We start from the raw sequence: 14441 nt of genomic DNA, 5'->3' as shown, positions 1-14441 counted from the left end.
TCAGAGCTCGACGGTCTCGTTGACGCCCTCGAAGCGCTCCCCGGTGACCTTGGCCTTCACCAGGTTGACCACCTGGGTGACCTTCGTGCCCGGTGAGTCCCAGAACTCCGCCGACTCGGCGGTGACCTTGACCAAGACGTTCTCCGGGTTGTCCGGGCCGCCCTGCATCCACGCGTCGGTGAACGTGCCCCACAGCTCCGTGAGCTTCTCGGTGTCGTCGACGACCTCGGCGCGGCCGGCCAGCGACACCCAGGAGTCGCGTGAGGAGTAGGCCACGTTGACCTCGGGGTCGCGCCGGATCTCGGCGGCCTTGTCGGAGGAACGCTCGGTGATGAACCAGAGGTCGCCGTCGGTCTCCACGTCCTGGGTGGCCATCGGCCGGCTGGTCAGGCGGCCCTGCTCGTTGCGGGTGGTGAGCATCGCGATCCGGCTGTCCTTGATCAGCTCGACCAGCTTCTGGCGCTCGTCTCGCGGGGTGTCCTGGCTCATCGTGGGACCTCCTGGTCTCGGGGTTCATCTCGGGTGCGTCGCCGGGCGCAGTACCCGGACGGCACCGACGTATGGGGCCTGTGGACGACGATTTCCTCGGCCCGCCGCGCCGCTGTTACCCTGGGTCGTCGGTTCCGGCTCGACTCCGCGCCAGGTGCGGGTGTCGGGCCGCCGACACGTCGGTCGGCCCCGGGTGACTGCCCGGGACGCCGTACGACGTGAACGCACAGCCCTCCTGCCACGGAAACGCCGTGGCCGCTTTGAGTCCGAAGGAGGTGGAGACTGTTTTGCGTGCCTACGAAGTGATGGTCATCCTCGACCCCGATCTTGAAGAGCGCACCGTTGCGCCTTCGCTCGACACGTACCTCAACGTCGTCCGTCAGGACGGTGGCTCGGTGGAGAAGGTCGACGTCTGGGGACGTCGCCGGCTCGCCTACGAGATCGACAAGAAGGCCGAGGGCATCTACGCCGTCGTCGAGCTGCAGGCCGAGCCTGCCACCGTCAAGGAGCTCGACCGGCAGCTCGGGCTGAACGAGTCGGTGCTCCGCACCAAGGTCATCCGGCCCGACCTCCGCTGAGACGGGAGCCTCGGGGCTCCCTCCCAGCAGCACCTAGCAGCACCCAGGATCAGATCATCGGTACCTCGACCGATTCCCCCGGTCGCCCAAGTCAGCATCTGCTGAACAGCTCAACCAGACTGGAGGCCTGACATGGCAGGCGAAACCCCGATCACCGTGGTCGGCAACCTCACCGCCGACCCCGAGCTCCGCTTCACGCCCTCGGGCGCAGCGGTCGCCAACTTCACCGTTGCCTCGACGCCGCGCACGTTCGACAAGCAGAGCAACGAGTGGAAGGACGGCGAAGCGCTGTTCCTCAACTGCTCGGTGTGGCGCCAGGCGGCCGAGAACGCCGCCGAGTCGCTGCAGCGGGGCATGCGGGTCATCGTCTCGGGTCGGTTGAAGGCGCGCTCCTACGAGACCCGCGAGGGTGAGAAGCGCACCGTCTTCGAGATCGACGTCGACGAGGTCGGTCCCAGCGTCAAGTACGCCACCGCGAAGGTCACCAAGACCTCCCGCAGCGGCGGCGGTCAGGGTGGCGGCGGCAGCTACGGCGGCGGCGGCGACGACCCGTGGGCCTCCGGCGGTGCTGCCGGCGCCGGTGCCGGTGCTGCCCAGGGCGGTTCCGGCGGCGGCCAGCAGGCCGGCGGCTGGGGCGGCCAGCAGGGCGGCGGCCAGGGTGGTTCCTACGGCGGCGGCCAGCCGTCGAACGACCCCTGGGCGACCCCGGGTGCCGGTGGCTCCTCGGAGGAGCCTCCGTTCTGATCGACCCTGCACGACCCCGGCGGTCCCCGTGACCGTCGCCTGAACACCTGTTCCACCCGTCCATCTGACTGATGCGACCATTCCGGCGCAAGCCGGGCTCACCAGAAAGGGAGCACCACAATGGCCAAGCCAGTACTCCGCAAGCCGAAGAAGAAGGTTTGCCAGTTCTGCAAGGAGAAGGTGTCCTACGTGGACTACAAGGACACCACCCTCCTCCGCAAGTTCATCTCCGACCGCGGCAAGATCCGCGCCCGTCGGGTCACCGGCAACTGCGTCCAGCACCAGCGGGACGTCGCCATCGCGGTGAAGAACGCTCGCGAGGTGGCTCTGCTGCCCTACACGTCCACGGCCAGGTAACGGCAGAGCGAGAGGGACGAGAAAACCATGAAGCTCATCCTCACCCAGGAGGTCACCGGTCTCGGTGCCCCCGGTGACATCGTCGAGGTCAAGGACGGCTACGGCCGCAACTTCCTGATCCCCCGTGGGTTCGGCATCCGCTGGACCAAGGGTGGTGGCCGCACCGTCGACTCGATCAAGGCCGCGCGCTCCTCGCGCGAGGTCCGCGACGCCGACCACGCCAAGCAGATCAAGTCCACGCTCGAGAGCACGACGTTCAACCTGCCGGTTCGCGCCGGCGAGGGCGGCCGTCTCTTCGGCGCGGTCACGGTCGGCGACATCGCCGAGGTGCTCACCGCTGCCGGCGCTCCGGTCGACAAGCGCAAGATCATCGTCGGCAACCCGATCAAGTCCCTGGGCACGCACCAGGTGACCGTGAAGGTGGCCGACGAGGTCGACGCGACCGTCAACCTGAACGTCGTCGCCAGCTGACCCGACCGATCCTCGGATCACCACACGAAGGGCCGTCCCCGAGGGGGCGGCCCTTCGCGTCATGTCGGGGTCGACGCGGCCGGCACCCCGGCGCCGCGGCCGCCCGGGACCATCCAGGAGTCACCCCGGGACCGGTGCAGCAGCACCACGGCGCGGCTGCCCATGAACGCCACCCCGAAGGAGCCCCACAGCCAGGCGAGGGCCGGGCCGGGGGGAGCCAGGGCGGTCGCCGCCCAGGCCACGGGGGCGAAGGCACCGAGGACGAGCACGCCTCCCCAGGCCAGGTAGCGGCCGTCGCCGGCGCCGATCAGCACCCCGTCGAGGACGAAGACGACGCCGGCGACCGGTTGGAAGAGCGCCGCCACCAGCAGCACCGGCACCAGCAGGTCCCGGACGGCGGCGTCGGGGGTGAACAGCCCGCCGAGCAGCGGCGAGAGGGCGGCCAGCAGCAGCCCCGAGAGCACCCCGGACCACAGCCCCCACCGGACCATCCGGTCGGTGACCTCGCGGGTCAGGCGCAGGTCGCCGACGCCCAGGAACCGGCCGGTGATGGCCTGGGCGGCGATCGCGATGGCGTCGAGGGCGAACGCCAGGAACGTCCAGATCGTCATCGCCAGCTGGTGGGTCGCGGTCGCGGTGGCCCCCAGCGTCGCAGCCGCGTAGGTCATCACCAGCAGGGAGGCCCGCAGCGTGAGGGTCCGGATGACCAGTGCGACCCCGGCGTGGGCGGCACGGCGTACGCCGGGCAGGTGCGGACGCAGCGGAGCGCCCGCGCGGCGGCACGCGGCGACCACCACGGCGACCAGCGCAGCGGCCGAGCCGAGCTGGGCGAGGTCGGTGCCGAGCGCGGACCCGGCGATGCCGAGGTCGAGGCCGTAGACCAGGACCACGTTGAGCACCACGTTCGCGAGGTTGCCCACCACCGCGACGACCAGCGGCGTCCGGGTGTCCTGCAGGCCACGCAGGACGCCGGTGGCGGCGAGCATCAGCAGCAGCGGGGTGACCCCGAGCAGGGCGATCCGCAGGTACGTCGTCGCGGCTTCCGTGACCGCGGCGTCGGCCCCGAAAAGACCCACCAGCCAGCCGGCGGCCGGCAGCGCCACGGCGGTCGTCGCGATCCCGATCAGCACGGCCAGCCAGAGCCCGTCGATGCCCTGCGACAGCGCGCCGCGGGTGTCGCCGGCGCCGATCTGCCGGGCCACCGAGGCGGTGGTGCCGTAGGCCAGGAACACGCACAGCCCGACCGCGGTCTGCACGATCGCGCCGGCGATGCCGAGGCCGGCGAGCTCCGGGGTGCCCAGGTGGCCGACGATGGCGGCGTCGGCGAGCAGGAACATCGGCTCGGCCACCAGCGCCAGGAACGCCGGGACCGCGAGCCGGAGGATCTCGCGGTCCTGCGAGGATCGCCGGGTCAGACGGCGGACGGATCGGACGGGCACCCCCACAGCCTAGGTGATCCACGTAAGAGTCTAAGACGGCTCGTGACCATGACCGGGACTAGTCCTTGCGAACTGTGTGTAACTACGCAACTTCTGTGCATAGCCTGTCCGACTCAGGTGCTTTGTCGACAAGTCATCCGGCCAACCCGGCGTGTCGTCTTGGTGAACGAGAATGTCGGAGACTTTCTTCGGTCCACATCGACTCCACTGCATCGCCGCAGGTCAGAGGCGGTTTTCGGTTTCGAATCGAGGCTGTGTCCACAGCTGTGTAAACAACCTGTGCACAGAGCCGTAGGCGTGTTCCACATGTTGTCCCCAGTTATCCACAGGACCTGTGGACAACGGACTTCCGGAATGCCCTGACCGGCACGTACGGTCACCTGCGTCGGGCATCCCTCCGACCACTTCGCGCGTCACGGCGCGGGCGGCGGTTGGTCCGGCGAACCGGTTCCTGGGGGTGGTCGCTCCTACAGTCGGCGCGCGGCACAGGTCGGCACTCGGCATCGGATCAGAGAGGGGTTGGGTCGCAGGTGAGCTCGGGGACGGACTTCTCGCAGGACGCGCTGGGGATGGCCGCGGCGGAGGTCCCGTGGGACGCCTACGACGGCGGCTCAAGCGATCCCGGTCACTCGGGTCACTCGGGGGGCTCTGGCGGGTCCCGGGGGTACGGCGACCGCACGCCTCCGCAGGACAACGCCGCCGAGCAGAGCGTGCTCGGCTCGATGCTGCTCTCGAAGGACGCGATCGCCGACGTGATCGAGTCGGTCCGCGGCACCGACTTCTACCGGCCCGTCCACGAGACCATCTATGACGCGATGGTCGACCTCTACGGCCGCGGCGAGCCGGTCGACCCGGTCACGACCTCCGCCGAGCTGCAGCGCCGCGGCGAGCTCGGCCGGATCGGCGGCGCGCCGTACCTCCACACGCTGTCCGCGAGCGTCCCGATCGCCGCGAACGCCGGCTACTACGCCGAGATCGTCCGGGAGAAGGCGATCCTGCGCCGGCTCGTCGACGCCGGCACCCGGATCGCGCAGATGGGCTACGCGGGGGAGGGGCAGGTCGACGACGTCGTCGACCGGGCCCAGGCCGAGGTCTACGGCGTCACCGAGAAGCGGGCCTCGGAGGACTACGCGCCGCTGAGCGAGATCATGGAGGCGACCCTCGACGAGATCGAGGCGATCTCCAACCGCGACGGCGAGTTCGTGGGCGTGCCGACCGGATTCGCCGACCTCGACGAGCTGACCAACGGTCTGCACGGCGGCCAGATGGTGATCATCGCGGCGCGGCCCGCGATGGGGAAGTCGACCCTGGGCCTGGACATCTGCCGGTCGGCCTCGATCCACCACAACATGTCCAGCGTGATCTTCTCCCTGGAGATGACCCGCAACGAGATCACCATGCGCATGCTCTCCGCGGAGGCGCGGATCCCGCTCAACCACATGCGCAACGGGCACATGAACGACGAGGACTGGGCCAAGCTGGCCCGCAAGATGGGCGAGGTCTCCTCGGCGCCGATGTTCATCGACGACTCGCCGAACATGACGATGATGGAGATCCGGGCCAAGGCGCGGCGGCTCAAGCAGCGCCACGACCTGCGCTTGATCGTGATCGACTACCTGCAGCTGATGAGCTCGGGCAAGAAGGTGGAGTCCCGGCAGCTCGAGGTCTCGGAGTTCTCCCGGCAGATCAAGCTGCTGGCCAAGGAGCTCGACGTCCCGATCATCGCGCTCTCCCAGCTGAACCGTGGTCCGGAGCAGCGCGCCGACAAGCGGCCGATGATGTCGGACCTGCGTGAGAGTGGCTCGATCGAGCAGGACGCCGACATGGTGATCCTGCTGCACCGCGAGGACGCCTACGAGAAGGAGTCGACCCGGCCCGGCGAGGCGGACCTGATCGTGGCCAAGCACCGCAACGGCCCGACCCGGGACGTCACCGTCGCCTTCCAGGGCCACTACTCCCGGTTCGTCGACATGGCCCACGGCTGAGACGCGTGCCGCCGAGAGTGAAGATTCTGTCGCGCCGATGACAGGGCGATCCGAATGCTGCATGTGAACAGGCAGGTTGGCATCTTGCGCTGTGCTGCTGAGCGTGAAATGCGATCACCGGAGCCCAATGTGCCTGTTCATCTGCACAGCACGGAAATGCCGCTGATGGTGAAAGTCCTGACGTGCCGAATGAGCGGACGGGGCGGTGTGGATCCGTTGCCGAGCGCGTCGGATGGGGCTCCGTCCTCCGCTGCGCGCTCGGGGTTGGGAAACATCAGCCCGAGTGACCATTCCTTCGGTCCGCAGAGCAGAGAAGAGTAGGCGGAACCACAGCTACGACAATCAGGGGTTGGGAATGGCAGACCAACAGGATGCTCAGTTGATGATGCAGGTTCTGCAGTGGAGCTCGATGTCCGGTGGCATCGACGCATTGGTGAATCTCATGTCCCCCGGTTTTGACGCGGAGGGGGCGTCAGCGACGGACAGGGACGTCTTGACGCTCCTGCTGTTGGGCGAGACGCTCGGTACTTTCACGAAGCAGGGCCTGCTCGACAAGGGACTCGTCAACGACCTCTGGGCGTCCGGGCTCGTGTGGGCAGGGGTGGGCCCCGCCGCTCTTCGTCAGCGCGAGCAGTTCGGCGAACCCCGGCTGTGGGAGAATTTCGAGGCGCTCGCCAACGGCTCGGAGTCCTGAGTGGCCCGCTCTTGCCGCGGATAGTGAAAGCGCGGTCATGCCGACGTCCAAGGCCAGGGGGCCTGCGGCCTCGACTTCACGACGCACTTCGGACGCGGTGGCCTCGCCACCCCTTCGGGAAACCGTCAGGTGAGGCAGCCAGTCTGAGAACGCACCGCCATACGGGGGGAACTCGGGGAACGCTTCGGTGAGCGCGGCGAACAACGCGTCCAGTCCCGCTGCAGGGTCGGGTTGCAGGTAGACGTGTCCGCTGGGGAAGGTTCCCACCGAGGTGAAGTGGAGCCGGAACGGTTCGACTCCCCGAGCTGCCTCTCGCAGCCGACCCGAGGCCGCGTCGCTGGTGGGGTCGAGGTGCCAGGGGCTCAGCAGTGTGAAGTGCGGCGGGATCGCTTCGCTCAGGGCCAGGGGCGGGTCAACGGGCAGGATCGACTGCCTTCACCACCGATCGGTGAACCAGGAGAGTGACTCCGCAGTCAGAAGCACCGCTGTGTCCAGGACCGAGCTCATGGCAGCAAACTAGCGTGCAGCCCGGACAGGTCGAACCACGCTCGTGTTGCGATCCGAGCGGGAGGCCGGTTACGAATGGGACGGCGGACGCCAGCCCTCGTGCTCGCGCGGGTTCATCCCTTCTGTGTGCGGGAAGCGCATGAGCGGCGCGCCGTCGGCCGTCCTTCTCGGCGTCCTGCTGACGGCGTGAGGAACTTCGAGCGCCTACTTCAGGGCGCCGATCTCGTGCGTGACGGTGCCGTCGCGCAGGGTCACCTCGTAGGTGGGTGCGTCCCTCAGGTCGGGGTTGTTCGGAGAGTCGTCGCCGGCGGGCCACCAGACGGCCCAGTGTCCGTTCTCGACAGATGCCTCGACCTGGACGCCGCCCGGGGTGGTGACCTCGATGCCGGTCACGTCGGTGCCGGCCCGGCCCTCGGCGTACACGAACCATTCGTCGCCCACCGACCCAGCGCCGTTGGTGTCCTCGCGCACGACGTCGGGCGCCGGCTGGGAGCCCGCGGTCTCCTCGGCGCCGCCGAGGCTGCCGAAGAAGCCACCCTCCCCGGGCCGCGGGTCGCTCACGAGGTCGTCGGGCACCAAGCAGGAGCCCTGCAGCTCGCGTCCCGATGAGCCGGCCACGGTGAAGACGATGTAGTTCCACCCGCCCCGGGCCTCGGCGAGCAGCACTGATCCTCGCGCTCGCGGGTCGATGGCGAGCTCTCCCTCGTCGCCGCTGTGGAGCACCAGGCAGGCCTCGAGCGCGGTGGTGCGCTCGGCACCGTCGAGCGAGACGGGAGTCGCTGACCAGGAGGCGAACGCCTCGGTTCCCCCGGTGAGGAGCGGGACCCCCACCGCAGCGGTGACGGCGGCGGCGACGACGCCGCCTGCGAGGAGCAGCGCGCGGGGTCGGCGGCGCCTGGTCCGGTCAGGGACCACGGTCGGCGCCGCGGTCTCCGCCTCAGTCGCCAGGATCCGCTCGAGCGTCGCGGCGGCGCGGCTGCGCTGCGGCTGGCTCAGCTCGCGGTCGGCGGCGTCGAGGTCGTGCAGGAGGCGGGTGGTCGAGGAGTTGTCGGGTGCAGTCATCGCTGGGGTCCCTCGGGTGTCATCGCGCTAGGGGGAACGGAGGAGTCGGAACGGGTCGCCGCCTCGAGGTGCTGCCGGAGAGAGCGACGGGCACGCGAAAGCCGGATCCGGTAGGCCGTCGCGGAGCAGCCGAGCACGACGCCTGCCTGGGCAGAGCTGAGCCCCTCCCAGACGACGAGGCTGATCGCTTCCTGGTCGGCGTCCGACAGCTGAGCCCAGGCGGCCGCGAGGTCGAGGCGGCTCGCGGCGAGGTCGTCACCCGGGTGCAGGTCGCCGGTGAGTGCCGCGTCAGCGAGACGGACGGCGAGGGCGTCGCGCCGCCTGCTGCCCCGTCGATGGTTGAGGATGGTGGCGCGGGCGACTCCGAACAACCACGGCCGCGCGTCAGCGACCTCGTCCGGCATGTCGTCCAGCCGCCGCCAGGCGACGAGGAACACGTCGGCGGCGACGTCCTCGGCGTGGCTGAGGTCGACGCGGCGCTGCGCGAACCGCAACAGGTCGTCGTACGTCGCCTCGTACACCGCCCGGAAGCGCGCTTCCCGCGACGGCTGCACGGCCGAGCTCGAGGTCGTCATGTCAGGAACCTGTCCGGTCGGCGGCAAGTGTTTCAGCGGTGGGACGCAGGAAGGGCCCGCATGTCAGGACAGGTGCCACCGGACGCGCATGTCCCGCTCGTTCTCGAGCAACCATGCCACGAGGGCCGACCTGCGTGGCCCGTCGTGGGCGTCCACGCCGTGCGCTGCGAGGCGACGGGTCTCCGGAGCCACGTCAGAGTCGAAGTACGCCAGCTCGGTGAGGCAGTTCCCCCAGGATCGACGAGCCTCCGGCCAGTCTCCGAGGAGGCTGTGGGCCCCGGCGGTCCACGCCTCGGTGGTCCACGTTCCTCGTCCTTCCGGCCTGGAACGGGCGAATCCCGTGGTCAGGGACAGGAAAGAAGGCAAATCCCTGCCGTAGCGGTCGAAGTAGGGGAGCGCGTAGCGCTGGATCAGAGGCACGATCTCGTGCACCGGTACGGCGTCCGGCGTCGCCGCGGTGAAGAAGCTGCGAACCCCTCTGACGCCGTGCCCCAGGATCTCGTCGAAGTTACCCACCAGCACCGTGGAGCAGACGTACAGCGGCTGGATGACAGCGTGGAACTCGAAGCCACCGCTCTTGCTGACCTGCCTGCTGATGTGCCAGGCCAGGTGCCCCTCCGCAGCGACCGAAGACAGGTGGCCGTTGCGTGCCGACCACCCGTCGGGAAGCGCCTCCAAGAGGCGCGGCGCGACGTGCTGGTCCCACTCACGCGTCCTCATCGACCCTCTCCCTCGCCAAACGTGAACCGGCGGCGACCCCGAGTCGGGGCGATCCGCACTCTAGGGATCAGACCGGTTCCGGTCATGGATTTCCTCAGCCGGTGTGAGCGCCCCCGAGCAGGGGCCGCCCCGGTTGGTCGTGAGCGGGGCGAAGACGTCCGGCAACCCTGGGAAACCCCGCTGGGACGTGGCAGCATCACGGACGTGACCAGCAGACCCGCCGAGGAGGACCGCCTGCGCGACCTCGCGCGGCTGCGGCGGGTCCGCGACCGGATCGACCGGGAGTACGCCCGGCCGTTGGACGTCGAGGCTCTCGCCCGTGGCGAGCACATGTCGGCCGGCCACCTCAGTCGCGAGTTCCGGCGCGCGTACGGCGAGCCGCCGTACTCCTACCTGATGACCCGGCGCATCGAGCGGGCGATGGCGCTGCTTCGCCGCGGCGACGTCAGCGTCACCGAGGCCTGCTTCGCGGTCGGCTGCTCGTCGCTGGGCACGTTCAGCTCCCGCTTCACCGAGCTGGTCGGCGTGCCGCCCAGCACCTACCGGGACCAGGCGGCGCAGGGCACCGCGGAGCTGCCACCGTGCCTGGCCAAGCTGGTCACCCGACCGGTCAGGAATCGAGAAGCGCGGACCCCCGCGCCGCATCTAGCGTGAGCGTCATGGACATCACCATTCACACCACCTCGCTCCCGCACGACGACCCGGACGCCTCCGTGGCCTTCTACCGCGACCGGCTCGGGTTCGAGGTGCGCAGCGACGTGGGCCAGGGCAAGATGCGCTGGATCGTGGTGGGCCCCGTCGGGCAGCCCGAAACCTCGATCCTCCTGGCGCCGCCGGCCGTGGACCCGGGAATCACCGACGACGAACGCCGTACCATCACCGAGATGATGGCCAAGGGCACCTACGGCTGGATCCTGCTGGCCACCAAGGATCTCGACGGCACCTTCGAGGAGCTCCAGTCCGGTGACGTCGAGGTCGTCTCGGAGCCGATGGAGCAGCCGTACGGCGTCCGCGACTGTGCCGTCCGCGACCCCGCCGGCAACCTGGTCCGGATCCGGGAGCTGCGCTGAACGGCCCGCCGGCTGCGGACAGCCACGACCTGATCCGCGTGCACGGCGCACGGGTGAACAACCTCAGGGACGTCAGCGTCGAGCTCCCCAAGCGCCGGCTGACGGTGTTCACCGGCATCTCGGGCTCCGGGAAGAGCTCGCTCGTGTTCAGCACGATCGCCGCGGAGTCGCAGCGGTTGATCAACGAGACCTACAGCGCGTTCGTGCAGGGGTTCATGCCGACGCTGGCACGGCCCGACGTCGACGTCCTCGAAGGGCTGACGACCGCGATCATCGTCGACCAGGAGCGGATGGGCTCCAACCCGCGCTCCACCGTCGGCACCGCCACCGACGCGAACGCGATGCTGCGCATCCTGTTCAGCCGGCTCGGTCAGCCGCACATCGGCTCGCCGAACGCGTACTCCTTCAACATGCCCACGGTGAGCGCCAGCGGCGCGATCACCGTCGAGCGCGGCAACAAGACCAAGGCGGAGAAGGCCACCTTCCACCGGCTCGGTGGCATGTGCCCGCGCTGCGAGGGGATGGGCACCGTCAACGACATCGACCTGTCGGCGCTGTACGACGCCAGCCGGTCGCTCAGCGAGGGCGCGCTCACCATCCCGGGCTACAGCATGGACGGCTGGTACGGCCGGATCTACCGCGGCTCCGGCTACTTCGACCCGGACAAGCCGATCGCGAAGTTCACCAAGCGGGAGCTGCACGACCTGCTCTACCGGGAGCCCACCAAGATCAAGGTCGACGGGATCAACCTGACCTACGAGGGGCTGATCCCGAAGATCCAGAAGTCTTTCCTGTCCAAGGACGTCGACGCCCTGCAGCCGCACGTGCGCGCGTTCGTCGACCGCGCGGTGACCTTCCAGACCTGCCCGGAGTGCGACGGCACCCGGCTCACCGCGGAGGCCCGGTCGTCGAAGATCGACGGGAAGAACATCGCCGACGTCTGCGCGATGCAGATCAGCGACCTGGCGCAGTGGCTGCGCGGACTCGAAGAGCCGTCGGTCGCGCCCCTGCTCGCCGGGCTGCAGCACCTCGTTGACTCGTTCACGGAGATCGGGCTGGGCTACCTCTCGCTCGACCGTCCCGCCGGCACCCTCTCCGGCGGTGAGGCGCAGCGCACCAAGATGATCCGCCACCTCGGCTCGTCGCTCACCGACGTCACCTACGTCTTCGACGAGCCCACGATCGGGCTGCATCCCCACGACATCCAGCGGATGAACGGGCTGCTGCTGCAGCTGCGCGACAAAGGCAATACGGTGCTGGTCGTGGAGCACAAGCCCGAGACCATCGCGATCGCCGACCACGTCGTCGACCTCGGCCCCGGCGCCGGGACGCAGGGCGGGACCGTCTGCTTCGAGGGCACCGTCGAGGGTCTGCGCGGCAGCGACACCGTCACCGGCCGCCACCTCGACGACCGGGCGGCCCTCAAGGACTCGGTGCGTTCGCCGGCCGGCACCCTCGAGGTCCGCAGCGCGAGCACCCACAACCTGCGCGACGTCGACGTCGACCTCCCGCTGGGCGTGCTTTGCGTCCTCACCGGCGTCGCCGGTTCCGGCAAGAGCTCGTTGGTCAACGGCTCGGTCGCCGGACGCGAGGGTGTGGTGCTGATCGACCAGGGCGCGATCCGTGGCTCGCGACGCAGCAACCCGGCGACGTACACGGGGCTGCTGGACCCGATCCGCAAGGCGTTCGCGAAGGCGAACGGCGTGAAGCCGGCGCTGTTCAGCTCCAACTCCGAGGGGGCCTGCCCGACCTGCAACGGCGCCGGCGTCATCTTCACCGACCTGGGGATCATGGCCACGGTCGAGTCCCCCTGCGAGGAGTGCGAGGGCAAGCGGTTCCAGGCGGCGGTGCTGGAGTACACCCTCGGGGGCCGCGACATCGCCGAGGTGCTGGCGATGTCGGTGGCCGAGGCCAAGGACTTCTTCGGCGCCGGCGAGGCGCACACGCCGGCCGCGCGCAAGGTCCTCGACCGGCTCGCCGACGTCGGGCTCGGCTACCTGACCCTGGGCCAGCCGCTCACCACGCTGTCCGGCGGCGAGCGGCAGCGGCTCAAGCTGGCCGCCCAGATGGCCGAGAGGGGCAGCGTGTACGTCCTCGACGAACCGACCACCGGTCTGCACCTCGCCGACGTCGCGCAGCTGCTCGGCCTGCTCGACCGGCTCGTCGACTCTGGCTTGTCGGTGATCGTCATCGAGCACCACCAGGCGGTGATGGCGCACGCCGACTGGATCGTCGACCTCGGCCCCGGTGCCGGCCACGACGGCGGCCGGGTGGTCTTCGAAGGCCCCCCGTCCGACCTGGTGGCGGCTCGCGCCACGCTCACCGGCGAGCACCTCGCGGCGTACGTCGGAGCCGTGGCAACGTGAGCGAGTTCAAGGAGACGCAAGCGCCGGAGGTCGCCGGGCTCTGGTCGGACCTGCCCGCCGACCGGACGCGATCGGTGGTCGACGCGCCGGACCGCAACAATGGGCGGTGAGCTTCCCTGACGGACGGTCAGCACGCCCTTGACACCGTGCGCTCGTGGTGTTTGCCTTCTCGCCGGGGAGGCCGGCAAGGGCTCGGGGGCAGCGACGCGTTGCTGCACGTCGCACGAGGACCAGACCGGCGAGCATGGGCCAGTCGTCGAGAGAAGAGAACGACGTGACCGCAGAACCGATCCGCACCTCTGACGCGCCGCGGTTGCTGACGGTCGGCCGCATCAACCTCGACCTGTACGCGGACCCGTACGGCGCCGGGCTGAGCAGCGCGAGGTCCTTCCACCCGTCGGTGGGCGGCAGCCCCACCAACACGGCGATCGCGGCTCGCCGGCTCGGGGTGCCCGCGGCCGTGTTGACGGCCGTCGCGCCCGACCCCGTCGGAGACCTGGTGCTCGAGCAGCTGGCCTCGACCGGCGTGGACGTGGCCTGGGTGCAGCGGATCGAGGGCGCGCTCACCTCCATGGCCTTCCTCGCCACGCTGTCCGCCGACCAGGGCGAGCGGGTGTTCTACCGACGCGACGCGGCGGACACGCTGATCGCCCTGGAGCTCGTGGACTCGCTTCCTTGGGACGGGCTCGAGGTGGTGGTGCTGTCCGCGGACTCGCTCGCCGTTGGAACCACACCCCAGGCGGTCGCCCGGGTGGCCAGCCTCGCAAGGGAGCGTGGAGTCCCGGTGTGGTGGGATCTCGACCTCCGCCCCAACAGCTGGCCTGACCCGGCCGACTACGGCCGGGTCACCTTGCCTGCGCTGCGTGGCGCGGACCTGGTCATCGGCACCGAGGAGGAGTTCGCTGCGCTGCTCGGCTCGGGGCCTGGAGCGACGTCCGACGAGCTGCTCGAGCAAGTCCGCACCTTTCCTTCACCGTTGACCATCCTCAAGCGCGGCCCGCGCGGAGCGTCGCTGTTCGACGACGGCGTCGAGGTTGTGGACGTTCCCGCGGTGGCCCTGGAGCCGGTGTGCACTGTCGGCGGCGGAGACTCGACCACCGGAGCGCTGGTGGCCGCCCGCCTGGCCGGCCAGGACTGGTCGGACGCGCTGTCCCTCGCCATGCGTGCCGCGGCGCACACCGTGATGCAGCCGGGCTGCTCCGAGGGATTCCCGGATCTGACGGACCTCGGCCTAGACGAGAACTTCTGGGCGAGCGACGTCGGTTCCTGAGCCGGACGGCTGCGCCGACAGGTCGCTTCGTTGACCCACCGACGCGCGAAGGCTACGGTCTTACCCACATAATCATTGTGTGTTATTAACTCCGGGGCCGCTCCCGGGGGAACG

15 protein-coding genes and 1 pseudogene are annotated in these 14441 nt (G+C 69.7%); 10 read left to right on the top strand and 6 right to left on the bottom strand.

Annotated features, from left to right (window positions below):
• Positions 1-489: a pyridoxamine 5'-phosphate oxidase family protein gene (locus H9L09_RS08875; protein WP_187580254.1), complete on the bottom strand. Its 489-nt coding sequence runs from the start codon at positions 487-489 to the stop codon at positions 1-3.
• Between the two features lie 287 nt (positions 490-776).
• On the opposite strand from H9L09_RS08875, the gene rpsF reads away from it, so the two are divergent.
• The 4 genes from rpsF (at position 777) to rplI (ending at position 2639) form a co-directional block, all read left to right on the top strand.
• Positions 777-1067: a 30S ribosomal protein S6 gene (gene rpsF / locus H9L09_RS08870; RefSeq protein WP_187580776.1), complete on the top strand. Its 291-nt coding sequence runs from the start codon at positions 777-779 to the stop codon at positions 1065-1067.
• A gap of 132 nt (positions 1068-1199) precedes the next feature.
• Positions 1200-1811, top strand: a complete 612-nt coding sequence (locus tag H9L09_RS08865; RefSeq protein WP_187580253.1) for a single-stranded DNA-binding protein — start codon at positions 1200-1202, stop codon at positions 1809-1811.
• A 120-nt stretch (positions 1812-1931) separates the two neighbouring features.
• Positions 1932-2168, top strand: a complete 237-nt coding sequence (gene rpsR, locus H9L09_RS08860; RefSeq protein ID WP_187580252.1) for a 30S ribosomal protein S18 — start codon at positions 1932-1934, stop codon at positions 2166-2168.
• A 27-nt stretch (positions 2169-2195) separates the two neighbouring features.
• Positions 2196-2639, top strand: coding sequence for a 50S ribosomal protein L9 (gene rplI / locus H9L09_RS08855; RefSeq protein ID WP_187580251.1), 444 nt, complete (start codon positions 2196-2198; stop codon positions 2637-2639).
• A gap of 59 nt (positions 2640-2698) precedes the next feature.
• Here rplI and H9L09_RS08850 read toward each other — a convergent pair whose 3' ends face one another.
• A complete protein-coding gene (locus H9L09_RS08850) occupies positions 2699-4078 on the bottom strand; it encodes an MATE family efflux transporter (RefSeq protein ID WP_223164273.1) in 1380 nt (459 codons plus the stop codon).
• Positions 4079-4608: 530 nt separating this feature from the next.
• Here H9L09_RS08850 and dnaB point away from each other — a divergent pair.
• The gene (gene dnaB, locus H9L09_RS08845) at positions 4609-6063 is read left to right on the top strand and encodes a replicative DNA helicase (RefSeq protein WP_246456373.1); all 1455 of its coding nucleotides are present in this window, start codon (positions 4609-4611) and stop codon (positions 6061-6063) included.
• Between the two features lie 355 nt (positions 6064-6418).
• Entirely contained in the window at positions 6419-6757 is a 339-nt protein-coding gene (locus H9L09_RS22005) for a DUF4760 domain-containing protein (protein ID WP_246456372.1), read from the top strand.
• A 99-nt stretch (positions 6758-6856) separates the two neighbouring features.
• Here H9L09_RS22005 and H9L09_RS22775 read toward each other — a convergent pair.
• From H9L09_RS22775 to H9L09_RS08825, 4 genes and pseudogenes are all read right to left on the bottom strand, one after another.
• Positions 6857-7123: pseudogene (locus H9L09_RS22775) on the bottom strand (2'-5' RNA ligase family protein); the annotation flags it as partial.
• Between the two features lie 345 nt (positions 7124-7468).
• A complete protein-coding gene (locus H9L09_RS08835; protein WP_187580250.1) occupies positions 7469-8326 on the bottom strand; it encodes a hypothetical protein in 858 nt (285 codons plus the stop codon).
• Positions 8323-8901: an RNA polymerase sigma factor gene (locus H9L09_RS08830; RefSeq protein ID WP_187580249.1), complete on the bottom strand. Its 579-nt coding sequence runs from the start codon at positions 8899-8901 to the stop codon at positions 8323-8325. The genes H9L09_RS08835 and H9L09_RS08830 overlap by 4 nt, the downstream gene beginning before the upstream one ends.
• 63 nt (positions 8902-8964) lie before the next feature.
• Positions 8965-9621, bottom strand: coding sequence for a hypothetical protein (locus tag H9L09_RS08825; protein WP_187580248.1), 657 nt, complete (start codon positions 9619-9621; stop codon positions 8965-8967).
• Positions 9622-9825: 204 nt separating this feature from the next.
• On the opposite strand from H9L09_RS08825, the gene H9L09_RS08820 reads away from it, so the two are divergent.
• The 4 genes from H9L09_RS08820 to H9L09_RS08805 all read left to right on the top strand — a co-directional run bounded on the left by H9L09_RS08820 (position 9826) and on the right by H9L09_RS08805 (position 14327).
• Positions 9826-10275: a helix-turn-helix transcriptional regulator gene (locus H9L09_RS08820; protein WP_187580247.1), complete on the top strand. Its 450-nt coding sequence runs from the start codon at positions 9826-9828 to the stop codon at positions 10273-10275.
• A 5-nt stretch (positions 10276-10280) separates the two neighbouring features.
• A complete protein-coding gene (locus H9L09_RS08815; protein WP_187580246.1) occupies positions 10281-10691 on the top strand; it encodes a VOC family protein in 411 nt (136 codons plus the stop codon).
• A 53-nt stretch (positions 10692-10744) separates the two neighbouring features.
• Positions 10745-13057, top strand: a complete 2313-nt coding sequence (locus tag H9L09_RS08810; RefSeq protein ID WP_425491719.1) for an ATP-binding cassette domain-containing protein — start codon at positions 10745-10747, stop codon at positions 13055-13057.
• 274 nt (positions 13058-13331) lie between these two features.
• Positions 13332-14327 (top strand): carbohydrate kinase family protein, encoded by a 996-nt coding sequence (locus H9L09_RS08805; protein WP_187580245.1) that lies wholly within the window; start codon positions 13332-13334, stop codon positions 14325-14327.
• Positions 14328-14441: the final 114 nt, after the last annotated feature.

This window comes from Nocardioides mesophilus, assembly GCF_014395785.1.
In the GTDB taxonomy this organism is placed as follows: Bacteria; Actinomycetota; Actinomycetes; order Propionibacteriales; family Nocardioidaceae; genus Nocardioides_B; species Nocardioides_B mesophilus.
This window is presented reverse-complemented; position numbering and strand designations above follow the sequence as displayed.

What these genes read in the sequence shown, in the direction of transcription:
- H9L09_RS08875 (WP_187580254.1), bottom strand. Translation starts at nt 489, where the DNA reads ATGAGCCAGGACACCCCGCGAGACGAGCGCCAGAAGCTGGTCGAGCTG.
- H9L09_RS08865 (WP_187580253.1), top strand. Translation starts at nt 1,200, where the DNA reads ATGGCAGGCGAAACCCCGATCACCGTGGTCGGCAACCTCACCGCCGAC.
- rpsR (WP_187580252.1), top strand. Translation starts at nt 1,932, where the DNA reads ATGGCCAAGCCAGTACTCCGCAAGCCGAAGAAGAAGGTTTGCCAGTTC.
- rplI (WP_187580251.1), top strand. Translation starts at nt 2,196, where the DNA reads ATGAAGCTCATCCTCACCCAGGAGGTCACCGGTCTCGGTGCCCCCGGT.
- H9L09_RS22005 (WP_246456372.1), top strand. Translation starts at nt 6,419, where the DNA reads ATGGCAGACCAACAGGATGCTCAGTTGATGATGCAGGTTCTGCAGTGG.
- H9L09_RS08835 (WP_187580250.1), bottom strand. Translation starts at nt 8,326, where the DNA reads ATGACTGCACCCGACAACTCCTCGACCACCCGCCTCCTGCACGACCTC.
- H9L09_RS08830 (WP_187580249.1), bottom strand. Translation starts at nt 8,901, where the DNA reads ATGACGACCTCGAGCTCGGCCGTGCAGCCGTCGCGGGAAGCGCGCTTC.
- H9L09_RS08825 (WP_187580248.1), bottom strand. Translation starts at nt 9,621, where the DNA reads ATGAGGACGCGTGAGTGGGACCAGCACGTCGCGCCGCGCCTCTTGGAG.
- H9L09_RS08815 (WP_187580246.1), top strand. Translation starts at nt 10,281, where the DNA reads ATGGACATCACCATTCACACCACCTCGCTCCCGCACGACGACCCGGAC.